The organism is Zavarzinella formosa DSM 19928 (assembly GCF_000255705.1).
In the GTDB taxonomy this organism is placed as follows: Bacteria; Planctomycetota; Planctomycetia; order Gemmatales; family Gemmataceae; genus Zavarzinella; species Zavarzinella formosa.
The window spans coordinates 404,629-425,443 of sequence record NZ_JH636445.1 but is presented as its reverse complement, the minus strand read 5'-3'; the positions used below and the strand labels follow the sequence as shown (position 1 = coordinate 425,443).

Annotated in this window: 22 protein-coding genes; 18 read left to right on the top strand and 4 right to left on the bottom strand. The window is 58.7% G+C overall.

What is annotated here, in order from left to right:
- Positions 1-411 carry a hypothetical protein gene (locus tag BGIM_RS0133685; protein ID WP_020474066.1) on the bottom strand — a complete coding sequence of 137 codons (411 nt, stop codon included), beginning with the start codon at positions 409-411 and terminating at the stop codon, positions 1-3.
- A gap of 154 nt (positions 412-565) precedes the next feature.
- Between BGIM_RS0133685 and lpxA the strand changes: the two genes are divergently transcribed.
- The 12 genes from lpxA (at position 566) to ruvB (ending at position 10,678) form a co-directional block, all read left to right on the top strand.
- Positions 566-1,390, top strand: a complete 825-nt coding sequence (lpxA, locus tag BGIM_RS0133680) for an acyl-ACP--UDP-N-acetylglucosamine O-acyltransferase (protein WP_020474065.1) — start codon at positions 566-568, stop codon at positions 1,388-1,390.
- 136 nt (positions 1,391-1,526) lie between these two features.
- Complete coding sequence (locus BGIM_RS0133675; protein ID WP_020474064.1) at positions 1,527-2,159, top strand: 50S ribosomal protein L25; 633 nt, start codon at positions 1,527-1,529, stop codon at positions 2,157-2,159.
- Between the two features lie 38 nt (positions 2,160-2,197).
- The gene (gene pth / locus BGIM_RS0133670) at positions 2,198-2,860 is read left to right on the top strand and encodes an aminoacyl-tRNA hydrolase (RefSeq protein WP_020474063.1); all 663 of its coding nucleotides are present in this window, start codon (positions 2,198-2,200) and stop codon (positions 2,858-2,860) included.
- Between the two features lie 22 nt (positions 2,861-2,882).
- On the top strand, positions 2,883-3,338 hold the full coding sequence (gene rpsF, locus BGIM_RS0133665) for a 30S ribosomal protein S6 (protein WP_020474062.1): 456 nt from the start codon (positions 2,883-2,885) through the stop codon (positions 3,336-3,338).
- Positions 3,339-3,475: 137 nt separating this feature from the next.
- A complete protein-coding gene (locus BGIM_RS0133660; RefSeq protein WP_020474061.1) occupies positions 3,476-3,982 on the top strand; it encodes a single-stranded DNA-binding protein in 507 nt (168 codons plus the stop codon).
- Between the two features lie 21 nt (positions 3,983-4,003).
- Positions 4,004-4,552: a 50S ribosomal protein L9 gene (gene rplI / locus BGIM_RS0133655; RefSeq protein WP_020474060.1), complete on the top strand. Its 549-nt coding sequence runs from the start codon at positions 4,004-4,006 to the stop codon at positions 4,550-4,552.
- A gap of 122 nt (positions 4,553-4,674) precedes the next feature.
- On the top strand, positions 4,675-6,033 hold the full coding sequence (gene dnaB / locus BGIM_RS0133650) for a replicative DNA helicase (RefSeq protein WP_020474058.1): 1,359 nt from the start codon (positions 4,675-4,677) through the stop codon (positions 6,031-6,033).
- Positions 6,034-6,044: 11 nt separating this feature from the next.
- Positions 6,045-6,542 (top strand): 2-C-methyl-D-erythritol 2,4-cyclodiphosphate synthase, encoded by a 498-nt coding sequence (gene ispF / locus BGIM_RS0133645; RefSeq protein WP_020474057.1) that lies wholly within the window; start codon positions 6,045-6,047, stop codon positions 6,540-6,542.
- A gap of 36 nt (positions 6,543-6,578) precedes the next feature.
- Positions 6,579-8,126, top strand: a complete 1,548-nt coding sequence (gene cysS, locus BGIM_RS0133640; RefSeq protein WP_020474056.1) for a cysteine--tRNA ligase — start codon at positions 6,579-6,581, stop codon at positions 8,124-8,126.
- 118 nt (positions 8,127-8,244) lie between these two features.
- Positions 8,245-8,796, top strand: a complete 552-nt coding sequence (gene ruvC, locus BGIM_RS0133635) for a crossover junction endodeoxyribonuclease RuvC (protein WP_020474055.1) — start codon at positions 8,245-8,247, stop codon at positions 8,794-8,796.
- A 196-nt stretch (positions 8,797-8,992) separates the two neighbouring features.
- Positions 8,993-9,637, top strand: coding sequence for a Holliday junction branch migration protein RuvA (ruvA, locus tag BGIM_RS0133625; protein ID WP_020474053.1), 645 nt, complete (start codon positions 8,993-8,995; stop codon positions 9,635-9,637).
- Between the two features lie 6 nt (positions 9,638-9,643).
- The gene (gene ruvB / locus BGIM_RS0133620) at positions 9,644-10,678 is read left to right on the top strand and encodes a Holliday junction branch migration DNA helicase RuvB (protein WP_020474052.1); all 1,035 of its coding nucleotides are present in this window, start codon (positions 9,644-9,646) and stop codon (positions 10,676-10,678) included.
- A 20-nt stretch (positions 10,679-10,698) separates the two neighbouring features.
- Here ruvB and BGIM_RS0133615 read toward each other — a convergent pair whose 3' ends face one another.
- The 3 genes from BGIM_RS0133615 to BGIM_RS0133605 form a co-directional block, all read right to left on the bottom strand.
- Complete coding sequence (locus BGIM_RS0133615) at positions 10,699-11,721, bottom strand: LLM class flavin-dependent oxidoreductase (RefSeq protein ID WP_020474051.1); 1,023 nt, start codon at positions 11,719-11,721, stop codon at positions 10,699-10,701.
- 25 nt (positions 11,722-11,746) lie between these two features.
- A complete protein-coding gene (locus BGIM_RS53775) occupies positions 11,747-12,778 on the bottom strand; it encodes an ATP-grasp domain-containing protein (RefSeq protein ID WP_020474050.1) in 1,032 nt (343 codons plus the stop codon).
- A gap of 91 nt (positions 12,779-12,869) precedes the next feature.
- On the bottom strand, positions 12,870-14,495 hold the full coding sequence (locus BGIM_RS0133605; RefSeq protein ID WP_020474049.1) for a gamma-glutamyltransferase family protein: 1,626 nt from the start codon (positions 14,493-14,495) through the stop codon (positions 12,870-12,872).
- Between the two features lie 269 nt (positions 14,496-14,764).
- Here BGIM_RS0133605 and BGIM_RS0133600 point away from each other — a divergent pair, with 269 nt between their 5' ends.
- The 6 genes from BGIM_RS0133600 to BGIM_RS0133575 all read left to right on the top strand — a co-directional run bounded on the left by BGIM_RS0133600 (position 14,765) and on the right by BGIM_RS0133575 (position 20,789).
- Positions 14,765-15,814, top strand: a complete 1,050-nt coding sequence (locus BGIM_RS0133600) for an acyl-CoA dehydrogenase family protein (protein ID WP_020474048.1) — start codon at positions 14,765-14,767, stop codon at positions 15,812-15,814.
- Between the two features lie 134 nt (positions 15,815-15,948).
- Complete coding sequence (gene rplU / locus BGIM_RS0133595; protein WP_020474047.1) at positions 15,949-16,260, top strand: 50S ribosomal protein L21; 312 nt, start codon at positions 15,949-15,951, stop codon at positions 16,258-16,260.
- Between the two features lie 67 nt (positions 16,261-16,327).
- Complete coding sequence (locus BGIM_RS0133590; protein WP_020474046.1) at positions 16,328-17,674, top strand: hypothetical protein; 1,347 nt, start codon at positions 16,328-16,330, stop codon at positions 17,672-17,674.
- 128 nt (positions 17,675-17,802) lie between these two features.
- Positions 17,803-18,819, top strand: coding sequence for a 3-oxoacyl-ACP synthase III family protein (locus tag BGIM_RS0133585; RefSeq protein ID WP_040891263.1), 1,017 nt, complete (start codon positions 17,803-17,805; stop codon positions 18,817-18,819).
- Between the two features lie 83 nt (positions 18,820-18,902).
- Positions 18,903-19,313: an archease gene (locus BGIM_RS0133580; RefSeq protein ID WP_020474044.1), complete on the top strand. Its 411-nt coding sequence runs from the start codon at positions 18,903-18,905 to the stop codon at positions 19,311-19,313.
- A gap of 12 nt (positions 19,314-19,325) precedes the next feature.
- Positions 19,326-20,789 (top strand): RtcB family protein, encoded by a 1,464-nt coding sequence (locus BGIM_RS0133575; RefSeq protein ID WP_020474043.1) that lies wholly within the window; start codon positions 19,326-19,328, stop codon positions 20,787-20,789.
- Positions 20,790-20,815: the final 26 nt, after the last annotated feature.

The window sequence follows — 20,815 nt, the reverse complement described above, 5'->3', positions numbered from 1 at the left end:
TCATTTCTTCGGATCATTCAACAAACCGGCGCTGGTCTCAAAATACCGGCGCCGTCGTTTGGAACCCGCGCCTGCTTCGGCTTGTTTTTCCCGCAAATCCTCACGATTGGCCATGCACACGGGGCACGCCACCGTTTTGAGATGGAAGTCCGCGTAGGCCGACAGCGAGGGTTCCAAAATCCCGTGCAAATGACCGGTCAACTGTTCGCGAGTGAGACAACTTAGCCGCTCTCTTCGCCACACGGCTCCAATCGAATGCTCGCCACGATCACGGTCTTCGCGGAGTTTGTCAAGCCGATGCCTGAACTCGGCCGATTCCCGAAGACACTTCTCGATCGCCGCCGTCAGGGCGTCATCCAGATCGTCGTCCAAATAGGCGAACAACTGTTCCCGGCTGAAATTCTCGGCCATCGTTCCATCCCCGCTTGGCGAATGCCGATTAGTATACACGTCGGGACGGTCCTGCGGGATTGGCAAACACCGGATGGTTGCCTATGACACCCTGCGGGAATTTGATTGGGATTCGGTCCGTCCACACAGCGGGCCACACCAAGGAAGGTCAGCGATGCCCGTTCATCCAACGGCCCGGATACACCCGACGGCGATTATCCCGCCGGAAGCCACCATCGGCGAGGGCGTGGAGATCGGCCCGTTTACGGTGCTCGAAGGTGATGTTCGCATTGGAACGGGAACAACCGTCGCCCCGCACGTTCACCTCATCGGCCCGTTGAAAATCGGCGAGAAAAACCGAATCGGAACCGGATGCGTTTTTGGCGCCGAACCACAGCATCTTTCCTATGCCGGCCAGCCGGCGAGCGTGGAAATCGGCGACCGGAACGTCTTCAAAGAACAGGTGACCGTCCATCGCGGTTCGCATCTTCCCGGTTGGGGCGTGACACGGATCGGAAATGATGGCTATTTCATGGTCAACTCTCACTTCGGCCATGATGCCCAAGTCGGCAACAACGTGATTCTCGCCAACGGGGCTTTGCTGGGGGGCCACGTCGTCGTTCAGGACCGGGCGTTTGTATCCGGGAACGCGGGGGTTCATCAGCACGCCCGAATCGGCCGACTGGCCATCACGACGGGTTGCATCGCCATCGTTCAGGATTTGTTGCCCTTCATGACGTTGGAAACCCGCGAGGAAGTCGCCGGCGTCAATGTGTTGGGATTGCGGCGGGCCGGATATTCGGCCGGGGATATTTCCATCGTCCGGGAAGCGTACAAGATCATTTACCGAAGCGGGAACATCTTAAAAGTCTCTTTTGAGCAATTGGCCGCCCGTTTTCCAGACCACCCGCTAATCAATGAACTGTTGGTGTTTGCCAAAGCCAGCAAACGCGGGGTGATTCGGCCAATGGGCTCGCAATCTCCCAACACGGATGCGTGATTTTTCACATCTCCCCCTGTTCATTTTCGGACGGGTTCCCATAATCACTGTTCGATCTTAAACGCGATCCGACGGTTGACGCCTTCGTCATGCCGTCCGATGATGAATTGGCGGGTTTCCCGCGGGAAAATGGGCGATGGCTGAAGCACTGGTCCTGAAGTCGGAAGTTCGCAACGGGCTTGGCGGCCGTGATTCGGCCCGCCTCCGCAAAAATGGCCGCATTCCGGCGGTCGTGTATGGCCACAAGGAAACTCCGGCCAACATCTCCGTCTCCAAGGACGACCTGACTTCCATCCTCCGACAGCATGCCCGCACGCTGTCTGTGGAAGTCGGCGGCAAAAATGAAACCGTGCTGATTCAAGAAATCCAGCACGACTACCTCGGTTCGACCGTGTTGCACGTTGACTTCCGCCGCGTCTCGGCCGACGAACGCGTTCGGACGACCGTGGACATCGAACTCAAGGGTATTGCCCCCGGCGTGATCTCCGGCGGCGTTCTTGACCAGCCGTTGCACAAGATCCACATCGAATGTCCGGCCATGGCCATCCCGGAATCGATCCGCGTGAAGATCGACGCCTTGGTGATCGGCCAAGTGATTCACGTCAAGGAACTCGACCTTCCGGCCGGGGTGACTGTCTTGGAAGACGCCGACGCCGTGGTGGTGCAGGTGAAGACGGCCCAGGCCCTTGAAGTGGTCGCCGGAGCCGAAGGGGCCAACGAGCCGGAAGTCATCACGAAGAAGAAAGAAAAGGCGACCGACGAGGAGTAACCTCTTGGTTGTCGGCGGGATGAGCCGGGGGCGAGGTCATGAAACTGGTGATCGGTCTCGGAAACCCCGGTTTGAAGTATGCCGGAACCCGCCACAACATCGGTTACGAGGTGGTCGATTATCTCGCCTCGGCTCCGATGGTTGGTTCGTGGAAATCGCGGTTTCAGTCCCAAGTGGCCGAAACCAAGGAAAACAACGAGCCCGTCCTGTTAATCAAACCCGAAACGTTCATGAATCTGAGCGGCCGGGCGGTTCGGCAGGCGGTCGATTTTTACAAGATCACCCCCGCCGATTTGTTGGTAGTTTGTGACGACTTGGCCTTGCCCTCCGGCAAATTGCGACTCCGGGCCACCGGTTCGCATGGCGGGCAAAACGGCCTGCGGAACATTCAGGAAAGCCTCGGCACGCCGGATTATCTCCGGTTGCGAATCGGAATCGGGTCGCCGGGCGAACATCAGGATGCGGCCGATTATGTGCTGGGGCGATTCAAAGCCTCCGAACGATCGGTGTTGGACGAAGCGATGGCGAAGGCCGCCCGGGCAATATTGACTTGGATCAATCGCGGTGCGGACGCCTCGATGAACGAGACCAACGGCGGCGAACAACGACCGCCGAAACCGAAGCCCGAGAAAAAGACGGCCGACGAGCAAGCGATCAAAAAAAGTCCGACGACCGAAGAGATCAAGACAGAGAAACCCTGAGAACGAGTACGGCGGAACCATCATGCCAGTGAATAGCTACGAGTGTCTGATCCTGTTGGACCCCACCAAGGTGACCACGGACGTGGAGGCCGCCAAGGCCCAGATCCACGCCACGCTCGAAAAGTACGGTTCCGAGATCATCGTCAGCCGCAAATGGGACGACCGCAAGCTCGCCTACCCGATCGACGGGCACAAGAAGGGTCTGTATTACTTGGTGTTCTTCAAGGTTGACTCCCTCAAAGTCACCAAGATCGAACTCGACTTCCGCCTCAGCGAAATCGTCCTCCGCCACATGGTGACGGTGGTTGATCCGAAGTGGAACGAAGAATTGCTGGCCGTCGCCAAGGACGAAACGAAGTTCGGCCTGCAATTGCTGGTCGAAGACGCCTCGGACAATCCGATGGGCGAAGGCGACGACATGGGCGATCGTCACCGTCGTCCGCGTCGCAACGCGGAACCCGAAATGGTCAAAGACTAATTGCGACGTTTTTCGGCCACTGAGATTGCGGAATGGTTCTTGGGGGATCAAGATCAAGGGAAGCAAGAAACTTGCCCAATCAAAACCCGGTGATTCGTCCAGAGTGAGACAGTCACCAACCCCGAGGATTGTTTCCCATGGCCAACCTGAACAAAGTCATCCTGATCGGCCGACTAACCCGAGACCCGGAGGTCCGGGCCTTCGGCAATGGCGGCAAAGTCGCCAAATTCGGTTTCGCGGTCACCAACCGTCGCAAAAATTCCCAGACGAACCAATGGGAAGACGAACCGATGTTCATTGATTGTGAAGCGTTTAACCGGGGCGATTACGGGACACTGGCCAATCAGATTGAGGAGCGCTGCCGGAAGGGTGCTCAGATTTGTATTGAAGGCCGCCTGCACTTGGATCAATGGGACGACAAAGCCTCCGGGGCCAAGCGAAGCAAGCATAAGATCGTGGTGGAGTCGTTGCAATTGCTCGACCGCCGCGAGGATGGAATGGGCGAATCGGGTGGCGGTGGCGGCGGCCGGGCAACTTCCTCCGGTCCCGCCCGTGGTTCGGCTCCCGCCCCGAGTCGGTCCGGTTCCGGTTTTAGCAATGACACGGGGGACGACGGTTCGTCCGGTGAAGAAATTCCGTTTTGATGTTACCCAACTGGTGATGTGATGGCGAAGACGAAAGAACTCTCGAAACCCGAAAAGAAGGTCCGGGAGCGGAACCAAGTGAAGAAGGGGAGCCACGGCGGCTCCCAAATTCTTCTTCTGGAAGACGTGCTCCACGTCGGCAGGCAGGGGGAGATTGTTGAAGTGAAGGCCGGTTACGCCCGGAACTTCCTGATCCCGAACGGGTATGCCATCATCCCGTCCGAACACAACATGAAGCGGCTTGACAAGTTCAAGGTCCGCGTCACGCAGATGCGGGAATCCCGCATCGCCGACTTGAAGTCCGTCGCCGACCAGATCGTGCGGACCAAGAGCATCACCATCGAAGCCAACGCCAACGAAGCCGGAGATTTGTACGGTTCGGTCGGGCCGCAAGAAATCACCCGCGCTCTTCGCGGCAAGAACTTGCTGGTGGAACCGGAAATGGTGGTTCTGCCCGAACCGCTTCGCCATTGCGGGATCTACCCCGATGTGCAAGTGAGCTTGGGCTACGACATCCATGCGGCCATCGAAGTGACAATCATTCCTTCCGGCTCCGGCAAGAAGAAGTAGTCAACACGGGCATGACCCGTCAAATCATCGCCGACAGGAAGTTCGGCGGTCGGGTTTGGCGGGTTCGCCTGTTGTTTGTTGTTCCGTGAATGGCTCCGAATTTCAATGACAGGAAGTCAGCCATGTCTGCGGATGGTCCCGGTCCCGACAAACTCCCCCCGCAAAGCCGCGACGCCGAACGGAGCGTCATTGGCTCCTGTCTCCGGGAAAACAGCGTCATCAATGACGTTCTGCAATATCTAAAGCCGGACAACTTCTACTTCGACGCCCACCAGAAGATATTCCAGTCGATCATCGATATTTACAACGAAGGTCACCCGGTTGACCTCGTCATCCTCGCCGACCGGCTGAAGCTCGTCAAACACCTAGAAGATGTCGGCGGTTACCAATACCTTGGCGAGTTGTGGGACGCCGCCCCGACGGCCGCCAACGCCGAGTATTACGCCCGGATTGTTCGCGACAAGGCGATCACCCGCAACCTGATCCACGCCAGCACCGAAATCCTCCGGGACGCCTATGACCAGGTGATGCCCGCCGACGAACTCCTCGGGGCCGCCGAACGCAAAGTGCTGGACATCGCCGAGAAGGGCGTCACCAGCAGCACGGCCACGTTAAAAGAAGCGCTCGAAGAAGCTTACACCCGTCTCGACGCTCGGATGGGGCGAACAGATCCGAACGCGATCAGCGGCTTGGCGACGGGTTTCATTGACTTGGACCAGATCACCGCCGGGTTGCAGAATTCAGAACTCATCATCCTCGCGGCCCGGCCCAGTATCGGGAAAACGGCGTTCTCGCTGAACATCGTCCGCCATATCGTGGTCGAGGAGCAGCAGGCAGTTTTCTTCGTCAGCCTCGAACAGTCCAAGATCGAGTTGGCCGAGCGGTTGCTTTCTTCCCAAGCCAAGGTGGACGGTCAAAAGCTCCGCAAAGGGCATTTGAACTCGGACGACATCAGCAAACTTCACGCCGCCGGGGACGTGTTACGGCGGGCCAAACTGTTCATTGACGACTCCCCCGCACAGGGGATGCTTCGCATTTGCGCCCAAGCCCGCCGTCTAAAACTCCGGCACAATATCCGGCTGATTGTCATCGATTACCTTCAGCTCATCGAACCGGAAAACCGGCGTGATCCCCGGCAGGAGCAGGTCGCCCAGATTTCCCGCCGGTTGAAGTTCCTTGCCCGCGAACTGAACATCCCGGTGATTGCCCTGGCCCAGGTGAACCGGGCCTCGGAAGACCGGCAGGATCACCGGCCGCGACTGGCCGACCTCCGCGAATCGGGGAGCATCGAACAGGATGCCGACACCTGTTTCATGCTTCACCGGCCGGGTAAATTCGACGGTGGTGTGGAAGACAACATCATCGAAGTGATTGTGGCCAAACAGCGTAATGGTCCGACGGGGGAAGTCACGCTCTCCTATCATAAACAGATCATGAGATACGAGAATTACGCCGGCCAAGGAACGTTCGGCATCGAATGAGGAACCCGCCCATGCGAATCGGCAGCGGACACGACACGCATCGGCTCATCCCCGGCCGACGGCTCATTCTTGGGGGAGTGGATGTGCCGTTCTCCCACGGACTCGACGGCCACAGCGATGCGGATGTTGTTTTGCATGCCGTCACCGATGCCTTGTTGGGTGCCGTTGGCCTTGGCGATATCGGCGACAGTTATCCGGATTCCGATCCGGCATATAAGAATCAAGATTCATCGTTTTTCGTCAAAGAGACGCTTGCCAAGCTGAACCGGATGGGCTGGCAGGCGGTCAATGTGGATGTGACAATCTTTGCCGAAGTGCCGAAGCTCGGTCCAATCAAACAAGACATCAAAGCCAAAGTGGCCGAACTCTTGAAACTCCCGGCGGATTGCGTGAACGTCAAAGCCAAGACGGGTGAAGAAGTCGGCCACATCGGCCGGGGCGAGGCGATTGGCTGCCACGCGGTCGCCTTGGTGGGTCGTCTTGACTCCGGCGGCTCCGCAAGCAATTGAGTCCGAAGTTTATCGACTTTTTTGGGATGCTGTTTGATGGCGCTGCAAGTTTACAACACGCTGACCCGCAAGAAGGAACCCTTCCACCGCAAGCCGGGCGAGCCGGTCACAATGTATGTGTGCGGGCCAACAGTGTACAAGCCCAGCCACATCGGCCACATGGTTGGCCCGGTGATCTTCGATACTGTCAAACGCTATCTCACGTACCTTGGTTACCAAGTCACGTTCGTCGTGAACATCACAGACGTGGATGACAAACTCATCAACAAGGCCAACGAGACGAAAACGACGGTCAAGGAACTCGCCGAGCGGATGACAGCCGACTATCACGACTGCCTCAAAAAGCTGAACGTGACGGGGATCGACCATTTCCCCAAGGCGACCGAACACATCGACGGCATGATTGGCGTCATCAACGGTTTGATCGACAAGGGATACGCTTACCCGGCCGAAGGGGACGTGTATTTTAACGTCACGCAAGACAAGGATTACGGCAAGTTGTGCGGCTTCGACCCTGAGCAACTTGAAGTCGGCTCTCGAATTGAAGTATCGGGCCGCAAGAAAAACTCCGGCGACTTTGCCCTCTGGAAATGCTCCAAACCCGGCGAACCCTCATGGAAAAGCCCTTGGGGCGAAGGCCGGCCGGGATGGCACATTGAATGCACCTGCATGGCGATCAGCTTGCTGGGCAAGACCATTGACATTCATGGCGGCGGGTTAGACTTGAAGTTCCCGCACCATGAAAACGAACTGGCCCAATCCGAATCGTTCACCGAGCAGCCGTTCGCCAAAATTTGGATGCACAACGGCTTGTTGAAGATGGGTTCCGGCAAAATGGCCGGGTCCATTGGCAACGTGTTGAACGTCGCGGATGCCTTAAAGCACGTCGGCGGCGAAGCGTTGCGGTTTTTCGTGCTGAACACACAATACCGCTCCCCGATTGATCTCGGCGAATGGGATCCGCGCGAGCCGGGCAATCCGGTGATTCCACCGGGTTTGGAATCAGCCAAGAAGTCATACGAGGGCTTCATCCGGTTGTTCGAGCGTTACGAGCGGATCACTGGCCTGAAGTCGGCCGCTTTGCAAGCACCGACGAAGGTGAACCCGGAACGAACGTTTGTCGAACCGGTGTTTGCGGAATACATGACACGGTTCCGCGAACACATGGACGACGACTTCAACACCGGCGGCGGTGTTGGCGTGTTGTTCGAGATGATCTCGACTTTGAACAAAATCGGCGATGCCGGGAAGTTAGAAGACCCAAGCCGGGCTGATGCCAAGGCGAAGGCCGCCTTCATTGAAGGGGTCACCCTGTTCAAAGAACTCGGCCAGATTCTTGGCCTGTTCTACGAGACATCGAAAACCGACCAGCTTGGCGCGGACGACAAGATCGTCAACGGAGTGATGCAACTGGTGATCGAACTGCGGAACAACCTGCGGGCCGAGGCCAAGAAAATCACCGAGAAGACTGATCCCACCAAGAAAATGCTCTTCAACCAAACCGACCTGATCCGCCAGCGGCTCGGCGAATTGGGAATCACCTTGGAAGACCGCCCCGCCGGGACAACTTGGCGGGTTGGGTGAAAATTTGTTCACGTTCGGGGACCGGATCGGCCGATGATCCCTTTATGGCGTTGCCCGTTATCCGCTAGGATGTCGGGAGGGAACGCCCTTTCCGGCGCCCTTCTCCGCGTGAGCCTGCATGTCCGTCCCATCCCGGATTCTCGGCCTTGATCCCGGTTTGAACACCACCGGCTACGCCCTCATCGACAGTTCCGTCTCCGGCGTTCGTCTGGTCGAGGCGGGCGTCATCAAACCCACCGTGAAAAGAGAAACTGCTGACATGGCACAGCGCCTGCGGCGACTTTACGATGGGGTGATGGAAATTATCACCCAGTTCAAACCGGATGCGCTGTCTGTCGAGCAACTGTACGCCCATTACGAACATCCCCGCACCGCCATTCTGATGGGTCACGCCCGCGGGGTGATTCTGCTGGCGGCCGGAATGAACGACATTCCCGTGACGGGCTACGCCGCGACGCAGATCAAAAAAGCCATCACCGGCAGCGGCCGGGCTGGCAAAGACCAAATGCAAATGGCCATGCTCCGGGAGTTCCGACTGACCGAGATGCCGGAACCCCACGACGTGGCCGACGCCTTGGCCATCGCCCTATGTCATCACTACCTGCGGGGCACCCCCAACGACCGGCCGGACATCACGACAGGTCTCCGCGTGCGGTTGCCAGTGGAATGACAGGCGAAAATAAGACTTCTCGCAAAGTGCGCAAAGATAGCAAAGCTCGCAAAGAGCCAAGGGAAATAAATGTCAGATCATGTTCTTGGCAGAGAAAATGACAAATTTCATTGACTCTTGGCGAGCTTTGCGTCCCCTTTGCGAACTTTGCGTGAGGTCTTGTCTTCGCTTGATTCGCTTGAACTGAGAAAGCATCATGCTCACGAAAATCACCGGAGTGCTGAACCGTGTCTTGGAGGAGGAAGCGCGTCTTCAAGTGGGGCCTTTTGAATACCAAGTGCTGATCCCCGAGTTTGTTCGGCGGCAAATTCAAACCAGCACCGGCGAAGAAGTGACGTTTCACACATTGGAGTACATTGAGGGAAACCAGAACTCCAACAAGATGATTCCCCGGAAGATCGGATTTTCCAGCGAACTGGAACTGGAGTTTTTTGAGCTCTTCTGCACGGTGGACAAGATCGGCGTGAAGAAAGCCCTCAAGGCAATGGGCCGGCCGATCCGCGAACTAGCCAACGCCATCCAACGACTGGATGTCAAATGGCTGACCACCATGCCGGGCATCGGCAAAACAACGGCCGAGCAGATCATCGCCACGCTGAAAACCAAAGTAACCAAGTTCGCCCTTCTCGGCGAACAACCCTCATCGGCCGACGACGGCAAACCGGCAAAGCCCGCCGTCAACGCCACGGTGTTCGAGGATGCCTACACTGCTCTGATGGGTCTCGGCCTCTCTCCCGCCGATGCCCGCGACCGGTTGGATGTCGTCCTGAAAACCGGCAAAGAATACAAGGATGTCGGGGATATCATCAACGAATGTTTCAAGAAGAAGACCGAACGGTAACGAACCATGGCACGCACCCCCGTCATTGGAAACGGAACACCCGAAGACCCCAAGCGGGTTGACGCCGCCCTGCGCCCCAAACTCCTGACGGAAGTGATCGGCCAGACGGAAGTGGCCCAACGCCTCGGCATCGCCGTCCGCGCCGCGAAGAAACTCAAGGAACCGCTCGGCCACATTTTGTTCGACGGCCCCCCCGGTTTGGGAAAAACCACGTTCGCCACCGTACTGCCGAACGAACTCGGCGTATCCCTGCAAATGACCAGCGGCCCGGCCCTCTCCAAGCCGGCCGACATGCTGCCGTTTCTCACCAATCTCGAAGAAGGCTCCATCCTCTTCATTGATGAAATTCACCGGATGCCCCGAGTGGTGGAAGAGTTCATCTACCCGGCGATGGAGGATTTCCGCATCGACATTGTGCTGGGTGAAGGTTTGAACGCCCGCACAATCTCCATGAACTTGAAACGATTCACGCTCATCGGGGCGACCACCCGCAGCGGCATGTTGTCGGCCCCGATGCGTGATCGCTTCAAGATGCACGAACATCTCGAATTTTACACGGCCGAGGAATTGGCCCGAATTGTGACCGTCAACGCGGCGAAGTTGAACATCCCCATCGAATCCGACGCGGCCGTGGAACTTGCCCGCCGCTGTCGCGGCACCCCCCGGATCGCCAACTCCCGGCTATATTGGGTGCGGAATTATGCGGTCAGCGAAGGGGACGGAACGATCAATTTGGAAATCGCCCGCGCGGCCTTGGACATGCAAAACATTGACCGCGTCGGTCTCGACAAGCAGGACCGTCGATACTTGGAGACTTTGATTGACGTCTTCGGCGGCGGCCCGGCCGGCGTGGAAGCGATTGCCGCCACGATGAACATCCCGAGCGACACCCTCAGCGACGAAGTGGAGCCGTTCCTGCTGCGGGAACAGTATGTGATCCGCACCCCGCGCGGCCGGATGGCCACGCCGAAAGCGTTTGAGCTTTTGGGAAAGATTGCCATGCGGCCGACAGAACAGGTTCAACCGGGGTTGTTTGAGTAATGTCGGTTTGGCTCACCAAATCATCTCCGGATGACGCTCTCCGCAAATCGTTCCATTTCCTCAATCTGCGGGCTGCATTGTAACAGCAACAAATTCACCCCGACGGCCTCGAAAGCGGCCACTTGGTCAATCACTTTTTGGGGTGTTCCGACCAATCCCGCGCGCAGGCCGCGATTGCTCACGGAATAGTCTTCCAGCGACACCCGTTGTTCGAGTTGCGTGCCGGAGAGCCATTGCTGGTAATTGCTGTACCCGCCGGCCGATTGCTTCACATCGGTGATGCGGGCAAGCTCTGCTTTGGCCTCGGCTTCCGTGTTTCGCACGATGGAATACGCGGCCACGCCATAGGTCATCGGCGGCAAGCCAAACCGTTCTCGACGGGCGGCCATGTCCGAGATTTTTTCGCGGATGCGTTCCGGCGGGTCACCGTGCATCACATAGGCGTCACAGGTTTTGGCGATGAGGTTTTTGGCCGCCTCGGATTCGCCCCCGGCGTAGATCGTCGGCCGGGGTTTGCTCAAGGGCTTTGGCTGAAGCACGGAATCGCGGAGTTTGTAATACTTCCCCTCGAAGGTGAACCCGTCTTTTTTCCAGAGGTTGTCTAAGACTTGCAGCCATTCGGCCGTGCGGCCATAGCGATCGTCGTGCTGTTCAAAGTGGACACCGTATTTCTCGGCTTCGTCCTTCCACCAACTGGAAACGACATTGAGGGACAACCGCCCTCCCCCGCCGATGTGATCGATGTTGGCCGCCTGTTTGGCCAGCAAGGCGGGATGGTGAAACGTCGGCCGGACGGCCACCATATATTCGAGCCGCTCAGTGACGGCCGTGAGTGCGGCCGCCGTGCTCCAGGCATCCAAGGACGGGGCGTCTTCGCCCTTGATGTCGTTCAGGTTCAATTCGGCGACAAGGGAGAGGTCGTACCCGATTTGCTCGCTGCGACGGGCCAACTTCTTGGAATATTCCCAAGTGGCGGCCATGTTTTCATCGTCCACATTCCGCAGCCAGCCGCCAAACACCGGCAACCAATACCCATAGCGCATCGCAGGTTCTCCATCGTCGCCCGGCTCAGATCGCGGCATCCCAATCGGCCATGCTGCGGTATCTCGGCCGGTTTCGCTTCGGCAACTTCGGCCACCACGGCATCCGGGATTTGTGTTCCAGAAAATCCACGAGTTTCGGGACCGGATCAAAGCCAACCACATTGACGGCGTCAGCCACAAAGTTCGAGAGGGCGTTCACGTCATAATACACAAGTCGGCCGTCGCGGTCGTCAATCATGTATTCAATCCCGCCGACATCGATGCCGGCGGCGAGCATGATCTCTTCGCAAGCATCAATCACCTCGTCCGGCGGAGTGTACCCGGCGACTTTCAATCCAGTCTTCGGGGCGTCGATCGGGCAGGCTGATCGCGCCAGTTCCACGCCGTCGCTGCGCTGGCAGATATCGGCCGGGCAGAGGTTGAACGAATCGCCGTTGGTGAAGACATTGATCGCGTAAAGAAATTTTCCATCCAGCACTTCCACCCGCGTAATGTGCCCGCCGCGAGCAGGAATGAACTCTTGAACGAGAGCCGTGTGATCAACGCCGAAATCCAGTCGTTTCTCGGCGGCCGCCCGTTCCAAATCGCCGGGCGTGTCAAAGCGGACAATGCCCGCTCCGCTGCCGCCGACATTGGCTTTCACCACCACCGGGAACCTCAGATCGGCCGCCGCCCGCGCGACCCGGCTGGGATGGTTGACCACGCGGGCCTTGGGGTACGACAGGTTGAGGCCCTTCAACAACGAAAGTTGCCGGGCCTTCGAGATTTCATGGGCAAACGCATTGCTGCCGTTGACCACGGGAACGCCGAGGCGGTCCAGATGGGCAAGGTACGACTGCGTGTAAAACATCCCCTGGATGCCGTCTCGCAGATAAGCAGACGGACTCATGCGATTGAAGACCAGTGAATACGGGCATTCCGTTTCGCCGGGATCGTAGCAATGGGCGCGAGGGTCGAGTTTCACATACGGCAGGCTCCGACGGTCGAGTTCCTTGAACAACGGACGGAACCAGTCGGGGTGTTCGTGATAGATGGCGAACGGTCGAAGATTTTGCATGGATTGTCCCCTTCCTGGCTCCTGAAGCGGTCTGCGGCCTATCTTAGCGGGCCAACGACTGTGAAAAACTTGGATGCTGTGTGACATGAATTTACCGGGCCGCCGGGCGAAGCTGTTTCGTTTCGGGGTCTCGGCCAAGCGCGGTGAGGGCGGCCACGGTTCCTTCCGTGAGTTGATAACCGGCCTTTTTAAACTCTTCGGTCGCGGGATGCTTGGGATCGAGGGTCGCCTTCATATCCCCCTCGGTGTGAATTCGCAACGCCGCGACGGCATCCGGTGTCGAGAGTTTTTCACCGACATATCCGGCCACGGCCCGCGTGACCGCGTTGACGATTTTCCGGCCTCCGGTGGCTCCGACCGCCAAGACCGGGGAACCATCTCGTGTGACAATCGTGGGGCACATATTATGCAACGGTCGCTTGCCGGCGCCCGGGGAATTGGCCCTTCCCGGTCGCGGGTCGAACCGGCTCAAGCCCTGTCCCAACACCAAGCCCAATCCATCCACGGTGACCTGCGCACCGAAGTAGCCGCCGTGGGTGAAGGTGACCGCCGCCGTCAATCCGGTGGCGTCAATCGCGTTGAGGTGGATCGTGCCGCCGGACGGCCGACCGTCGGACTGCCCCTCGACGGGCTTTCCGGCCGCGAGAGCCGCCCGCACCCGTTTGGCCGTCTGGCGGGCATGATCTTCCGAGAGCAATCTCTTCACCGGCACATCGGCCTGAACCGGATCGCCGAGGTATTGCAACCGGTCTGTCCATGACACTCGCAGGGCTTCCAAATAGATGCGGGAGCGGGCGACTTCATTCTCTTCCCCCGGCCACTCAAGAGCTTTCAATGCGGTCAGCGATTGCAGAACGGTCAACCCGCCGGAACTTGGCGGGGGAGTGTGGATTTTGAAGCCGTTCCACTCAACGGACAATGGCTCAACTTCCAACGCCTTGTAAGCGGCTAAATCGGCGGCCGTCACCCAACCATCGTTCTTGCGAAAGGCTGTGGCCAATTGGTCCGCAATGTCCCCTTTGTAGAAGGTCGCCACCGACCCGCGATCCGCGAGGGTTTGCAGCATCACGCCCAGATCGGGATTCTTGAGAATCGCCCCCTCCGCCGGTGGTTGGCCATCCTTCAGGAGCAGTTTCGCCGAACCGGGGTCTTTGGCGAGCCGGACCAAAGCCCCCTTTGTTTGGGTGGCAAATGGTTTCGTGATGGGAAAGCCATCTTTGGCGAATCGAATCGCGGGCTTGAGCAGTTCGGCGAGGGGTTTCGAGCCAAATTTGTCGAGGGCCAGTTGCAAGCCCGCCAGAACCCCCGGCACGCCAACCGCTTTCCACCCGAAGGCGTTCACATCGTCTTTGACATTCCCTTTTTCATCGGCCTTGTAAATATCGGGCGTGACATTGGCCGGGGCGACCGTGTTAAAATCGATGGCCGACACTTTGCCGTCTGGCCGGGAAATGATGATGTGCCCGCCATAGCCGCCGATGCCGGTGAGGGGGATAGCGACCACCCCGGCGACAAGGGCGGCCGAGACAATTGCATCAACTGCATTACCACCGGCCGCCAACACGGCGTTCCCGGCTTCAGCCGCTTGAAGCTGGCCGTTGACAAAGCCGGTCAGCTTCGCCGGGGTGTCTCCCCAAACCCGATTCCCAACAGTGAGCGAAACGGCCGAACCGCCGATGGCGGCCAAAAAAGCCCGTCGAGTCGTCTCGGTGCGCATCAACGATTCTCCCGGAATCCAGCCTCGGCTAACATGGCCCATGATAACCTTCTGCGACGATCAGGAGAAAAACCTTTTACGGGTGTTTCTCAAAAACAATCGGACAGGCGAACCAAAATGTTCATCAAATTAATGATTTTAGTAATATAACATCAAAGTGTGACGAATCAATGGCAGCTGGCCGATTGCTGATCTACTTCGTCAGAACTGGCTCAACGATGGTCCGATCGCATAAACTGAGCGTTCATGAAACTCTTGGGACAACACAGATGTCCGTTCCGGCGATCACTGAATCACTCCGATTGAAGTTGTTGGCCGGAGCCAATGCCGCCGACACGCAAATCGACTGGCCCGGCGAATCATGCGCGGGCTTGGCCGAGGCCGGGGTGTTCAAGTGGTCGATTCCGGCCGAATACGGTGGTTCCGGGTTGGGGGTGCAGGACCAACTTCGCGGCAGCGAGGCGATTGCCGCTTCCTGTTTGACGAGCTCTTTTATCCTTAGCCAACGGGAGGCGGCCATCCGGCGAATCCTCGCGGGGCCGGCACATCTGCGGGAGCGTTATCTTCCGGAGGCGGCCGCCGGGCGGTTGTTTCTTACCATCGGCGTTTCCCAACTCTCTACCTCCCGCCAACACATGGGGCCATCCCTCCGGGCAACGGGTAAGGCCGAGGGATTACGGCTTGATGGCGATATTCCTTGGATCACGGGGGCCGATCAAGCCGGGGTGATTGTCGCCGGAGCGACGCTTCCGGACGACCGGCAGATTTTGTTCGCCCTTCCGGTGCCCCGAAACGGGGTGACGATCTCGCCCCCCTTGATGCTCGCGGCGTTAATCGGCTCACGGACGGCCGCCATCCGCTGCGAAAATGTTGAAATCGCCAGTGAAGACCTGCTGTGGGGTCCGACCGAACAGATCCTTGGGAAAATCGGCGGGGGCGGGTTGGAAACCTCATGCCTCGCTTTGGGGCTGGCCGTCGCCGCCACGGAATATCTTCAGCAGGAATCGAAAACACGGCCCGAATTGGAGACGGTGGCCGGGCAATTCAGTCAATCGGTCGAATCGGCTCGCAGACGCTTGCATGCCTTGGCGGATGGCAGCCCCGATCCGGAATCCGTGGCGGCTCTGCGGGTGGACTGCACCCGATTGGCTCTGCAAGCCAGTCAAACCGGGTTGCTTTTCGCCAAGGGAACCGGGTTCGTGGTGCCGCATCCGGCCCAACGGCTGGCCCGGCAGGCCCTGTTTTTCCTGATCTGGTCGTGCCCCCGCCCGGTGGCCGCCGGGGTGCTTGATGGGTTGCTTCCCGCCCCCTCCATTTGAGCTGTCAATGCCATTTCGTTGTGGCGAATGTCCCTGAAAAGTGAACGAAACTTCAGTGGCGTCATCTGGACGGGCTTGAGTGACCTTGCTAATTTAGTTGTTTCATGTGAAAACATTGCATCGTTGGGGCTTTCATGTACGCGATTTTTGAAGACGGTTCCCGGCAGTATCGTGTGAGCGTGGGCGACAAGGTCCGGATCGATCACCGTGAAATCGCCCAAGGGGCGACGCTGGAACTGCCCCGCGTGTTGATGCACGCGGACGGAGCGAACGTGACGATCGGCCAGCCGACCGTCGCCGGAGCCAAGGTAATCGGCGAAGTGGTTGACCACCCGTCCGAAAAACACGTGATCCAACAGTTTCGTCGTCGGAAAAACCACCGTCGGCTCAAGGGTCATCGGCAACATTTTGTTGAAGTGAAGATCACGCAGATCGTGACCGGCTGAAAACAACCTTCAGGTTGTTTTCACCATCCGTCGGCGGATCGCTGAACTCGGGCAAGGAGGCTCGAACATGCGTTCATTTTCCGCTTGCGTTCGTCTGGGTGTGTTGATTCCTTCGGGAATCATCTGTCTCGCAGCCGTCAACGCCCAAAATCCGACCACCAATCCGACTGTTCTGGCCCCGACACCGTTGGGGATGAACCCGGTCGTTCCTGCGGCGGCCGTTGCGCCGGCGGCCAGAACAGAAGTGGCTGTCGCGAGAAAGCCGGCCCCGTTTGACCGATTCCGCCAGTACGATCAACTGCCCGACCTGACCCGGCAAATGGTCTTCGCCACCCAGCGAGGGATGGAATGGCTGTCGCGGGATGGCATTCATCAATCAAACGGGCGGCTGATTCCGGGATTGAACCCGGCCCTCGGCAAAACGACGGATGACGATCACTTCCTCCGTCAGACCGTGGGCGCGCTGGCCCTTGCCCGCTCCGCAAAGCTGACCGGCGACGAAAAGTACGCGGTTCGCACCTCCCAGACGATTCTCTCTCTGCTCTCCGAAACCCGCAAGGAAGCGGCGAACCCGAACATTCGGATTCCGTCACAACCTTCGGTGGTGAGCAACCGGGTGGCGTCCGCCTCCTATTTGTGCCTCGCCATCTACGAACTTCCAGACGTTTCGCCGGAATTGATCGGCGCGGCCGAGGAACTTTGCGGATTCATTCGCACTCAATTGCAACCTTCGGGATCGATTCGTTTCTCGGATTCCGATGAAACCACCATCGACCCGGAATCGGCCAACCTCCACGCGGGGCCGGTTGTGTACGCCCTCACGCTTAGTAATCGGGCGGCGCCGGCCGCTTGGAAAACCGAAGCCGTGAAAAAGGCCATCTTCGTGTACCGCAAGCATTTCCAATCGTCCCCCCGGATGACCTTTGTTCCGTGGATGACGGCGGCATGCGTTGAGGCCCATCTGCAAACCAAAGAGGCGGTGTATTCGGACTTTGCCTTCGAGATGAACGACTGGATGCTGAAACTCCAGTACGACCAGTTGGAAGGCGGCAAGGGTCTCTGGCGGGGAGGCTTCCCCACCGTAAGCGAGGGAAAACTGGCCCAGACAGCTCCGACCGCTGAAACGGCTTACTATGCGTTCAGCCTGGCCGAATGCTGCCGGATGATCCGGAACATGGACCGGCCGGACACGGATCGGTATGACAGTTACCGCAAGGGAACCATCAAGGCCCTTCAGTTTTTGACGACATTACAATATGGCGACGACAACACCCAACACTTCGCGGCCCACTTCCGGCCGGCGTTGGTTGGTTCGTTCCATGCGTCCGCGACCGAAGGCGTGATTCGCACCGATCAAACGGCCATGTGTGTGAACGCTTTCGCGTCTTTCCTGCTGGCCGGGGCGGACCAGTGAGGCTTGTCGGGAGAACCGGCCGGAAAGAACAAGCCTTTTCCGGCGGTAAATCTATAAAGTAGGCTTGGGGACGGTCCTCCCGCCGATCCCCCGTGCCCCATGTTCCAACTGGTAGTCGATTGATGACGATGGAATCCCGACCGTCTCCGCGACCCGCCTGTAAAAGCCTGATGGGCGTGCAGATTGTCGGCACCGGGAGCTACGTGCCGGACGCGGTGCTGTCCAACGATCATCTCCACCAACGGCTGGGGTTTGATTCCGATTGGATCGTCAAACGCACCGGCATTCTGGAGCGCCGCCACGCCCTGCCTCATCAGGCCACCAGCGATTTGGCGGTGGAATCGGCCAACCGGGCCTTCCAGTCGTCCAACATCGATCCCAAGGACATCGACCTTCTTGTGCTGGGGACATTCACCCCGGACATGTCCTTCCCCTCGACGGCATGCCTCATTCAAGACCGACTCGGCCTAGTCGCCCCGGCCATCGAGATTGAAGCCGCCTGCGCGGGGTTTATGTATTCCCTCATCACGGCCGCCGCCTATGTGAAAGCTGGCGTGAGCGACACGGCTCTGGTGATCGGGGCCGATTGCAATTCCCGCATTCTCAACCCGGATGACATCAAAACTTATCCGCTCTTCGGAGACGGCGCCGGGGCGGTGATTTTGAAGAAGGGAAGACCCGATCAGGGAATTCTCGCCTACAGCATGGGTTCGGACGGCAACGGCGGCAACCTGCTGTGTCGCCCCTCCGGCGGCAGCCGCACGCCACCGATGGCCGAGCATATCGACCAGGGATTGCATTTCATGTATATGGACGGCCGGGCGGTGTTCCGCTGGGCCGTGGACATCTTGTGCGATACGATTCAAGATGTGCTTAAACACGCCGGCCTGACGCCGGATCAGGTAGATTTGTACATCCCCCACCAAGCCAATATCCGGATCATCAACGCGGCCATTGATGTGTTGAAAATTCCCCGCACCAAGGTCTTCAACAACCTTGAGAAATACGGCAATACTTCCGCCGCCAGCATTCCGCTGGCCCTTGACGAAGCGTTGGCCGAGAACCGTCTCGAACGAGGCCAGCTTTCCGTCATGAGCGGTTTCGGTGCCGGACTGACATGGGGCACAGCCGTCATCCGCTGGTGATTTTCCCGTTCACCCGCGTGAACCTCACTTCAAGCTCTCTTCTCATTGCCGCAGATTCAACGGTTCCCCAATAGAATCGGCGCATGCACGAATTTTTCGATCACACGGCCGATCTCGGCTTTCGCATGGCTGCGGAGACATGGCCCGCCCTTTTGGAAGAGGCGGCTGTCTGTCTATTCGAGGCAATGGTCGAAGAACCTTCAACCATTCGCCCCGTTCAACAAGTGGCAATGGCCATCGTGGGAACGGAACGCGAATACCTGCTGTTCGACTGGCTCCGCGCGCTGCTGTTCCAAGCCGAGGGGGATGGCATGCTATTCTCCCGGTTTGAAGTGACGGAAACGGAAACCGGGATTATTGGCCAGGCTTGGGGTGAACCTCTGGATCACGAACGGCATCAGCTATCCCACGAAGTGAAAGCCATCACCTACCACGGATTGAGCGTTGTGCGAACTCCGACAGGATGGATGGCTGAAGTGATCGTGGACATTTGAAGACGTGATGACATGAGCAAGCAGACATTCACCGGCCCGCTGGAACGCATTGATCCGTGTTGCGTGCGCATTCCGCAAAGTTACAAGAAAGGGATGCGCGTTCCGGGCATGATCTTCGCCAACGACGTGCTGATGGAGGCCGTCAAAAAGGATCACGCGCCCGAACAGGTGGCCAACGTCGCCTTTCTGCCGGGCATCCAAGGCGCCAGCATCGCCATGCCGGACATCCACTGGGGCTATGGTTTCTGCATCGGCGGTGTCGCCGCCACCGACCCGGCCGAGGGGGGCGTCATCTGCCCCGGCGGGATCGGGTACGACATCAATTGCGGCGTCCGGTTGGTGAAGACGAACCTGTTCCACCGCGACGTGAAGAAGAATTTGCGGGAACTGATCGCCGCATTGTTCAAGACCATTCCCGCCGGGATGGGGCGTTCCGGGGCCTATGCGTTCAACGAGAAGGAAATGAACCCGCTCCTCGAACAGGGAGCGAGTTATGTGATTGGTCGCGGGCTTGGCGTCCCGAGGGACTTGGCCAACATGGAGGCGAACGGCCGGATTCCGGATGCGGAACCGGATCAGGTTTCTCCCCATGCCGTTCAACGCGGCAGCAAGCAATGCGGCACGCTTGGCAGCGGCAACCACTTCATGGAAGTGCAGGTGGTCGATGCCATCGTGGACGCGGAAACGGCCGCCGTGTTCGGATTGGAGAAGGACATGATCTGCGTCATGATCCACTCCGGTTCGCGGGGGCTTGGCTATCAGGTGTGCGACGACGCCCTGATCCAATTCCGCAACACCCATGAGAAATACGGGTTTGAACTCCCCGACCGTCAGTTGGCCAGCGCCCCGGCCGACAGCCCCGAGGGACGCAAATACATTGGGGCCATGCGGTCGGCCGCGAACTTTGGCTTTTGCAACCGGCAATTGCTGATGCAGCAGGCCCGCGAGGTTTTTGCCGGGGTGTTCGGTTCCTCTTGGGAAGACTTGGGAATGGAACTCCTTTACGATGTGGCCCACAACATCGCCAAGCTGGAGGAACATTCCGTCAACGGGGTGAAAAAGAAGCTCTGGGTTCACCGCAAAGGGGCGACACGCGCCTTCCCGGCCGGGCATCCGGAGTTGCCGAATGCCTTCAAGGCCGTCGGCCAGCCGGTCATCATTCCCGGCGACATGGGGCGGGCTTCGTGGGTGTTGGTCGGCCAGCCCGGCAGCATGGAGCGAACCTTCGGCACCACCTGCCACGGGGCCGGCCGGGCGATGAGTCGGACGGCCGCCGTGGCCGAGGCGGGCAAACGCCGCATCGACAAGGAATTGGAGGCTCGGGGCGTGATCGCGATGGCCCAAAGCCGACGGGGTTTGGCTGAAGAACAACCCCGCGCGTACAAGAACGTGGATGATGTCGTCGAAGTCGTGGACGGGGCCGGGCTTTCCAAAAAGGTCGCCCGGATGCGGCCCATCGGCGTCATCAAGGGATAATCACGGCCAAACAGGGAATGTTCGCG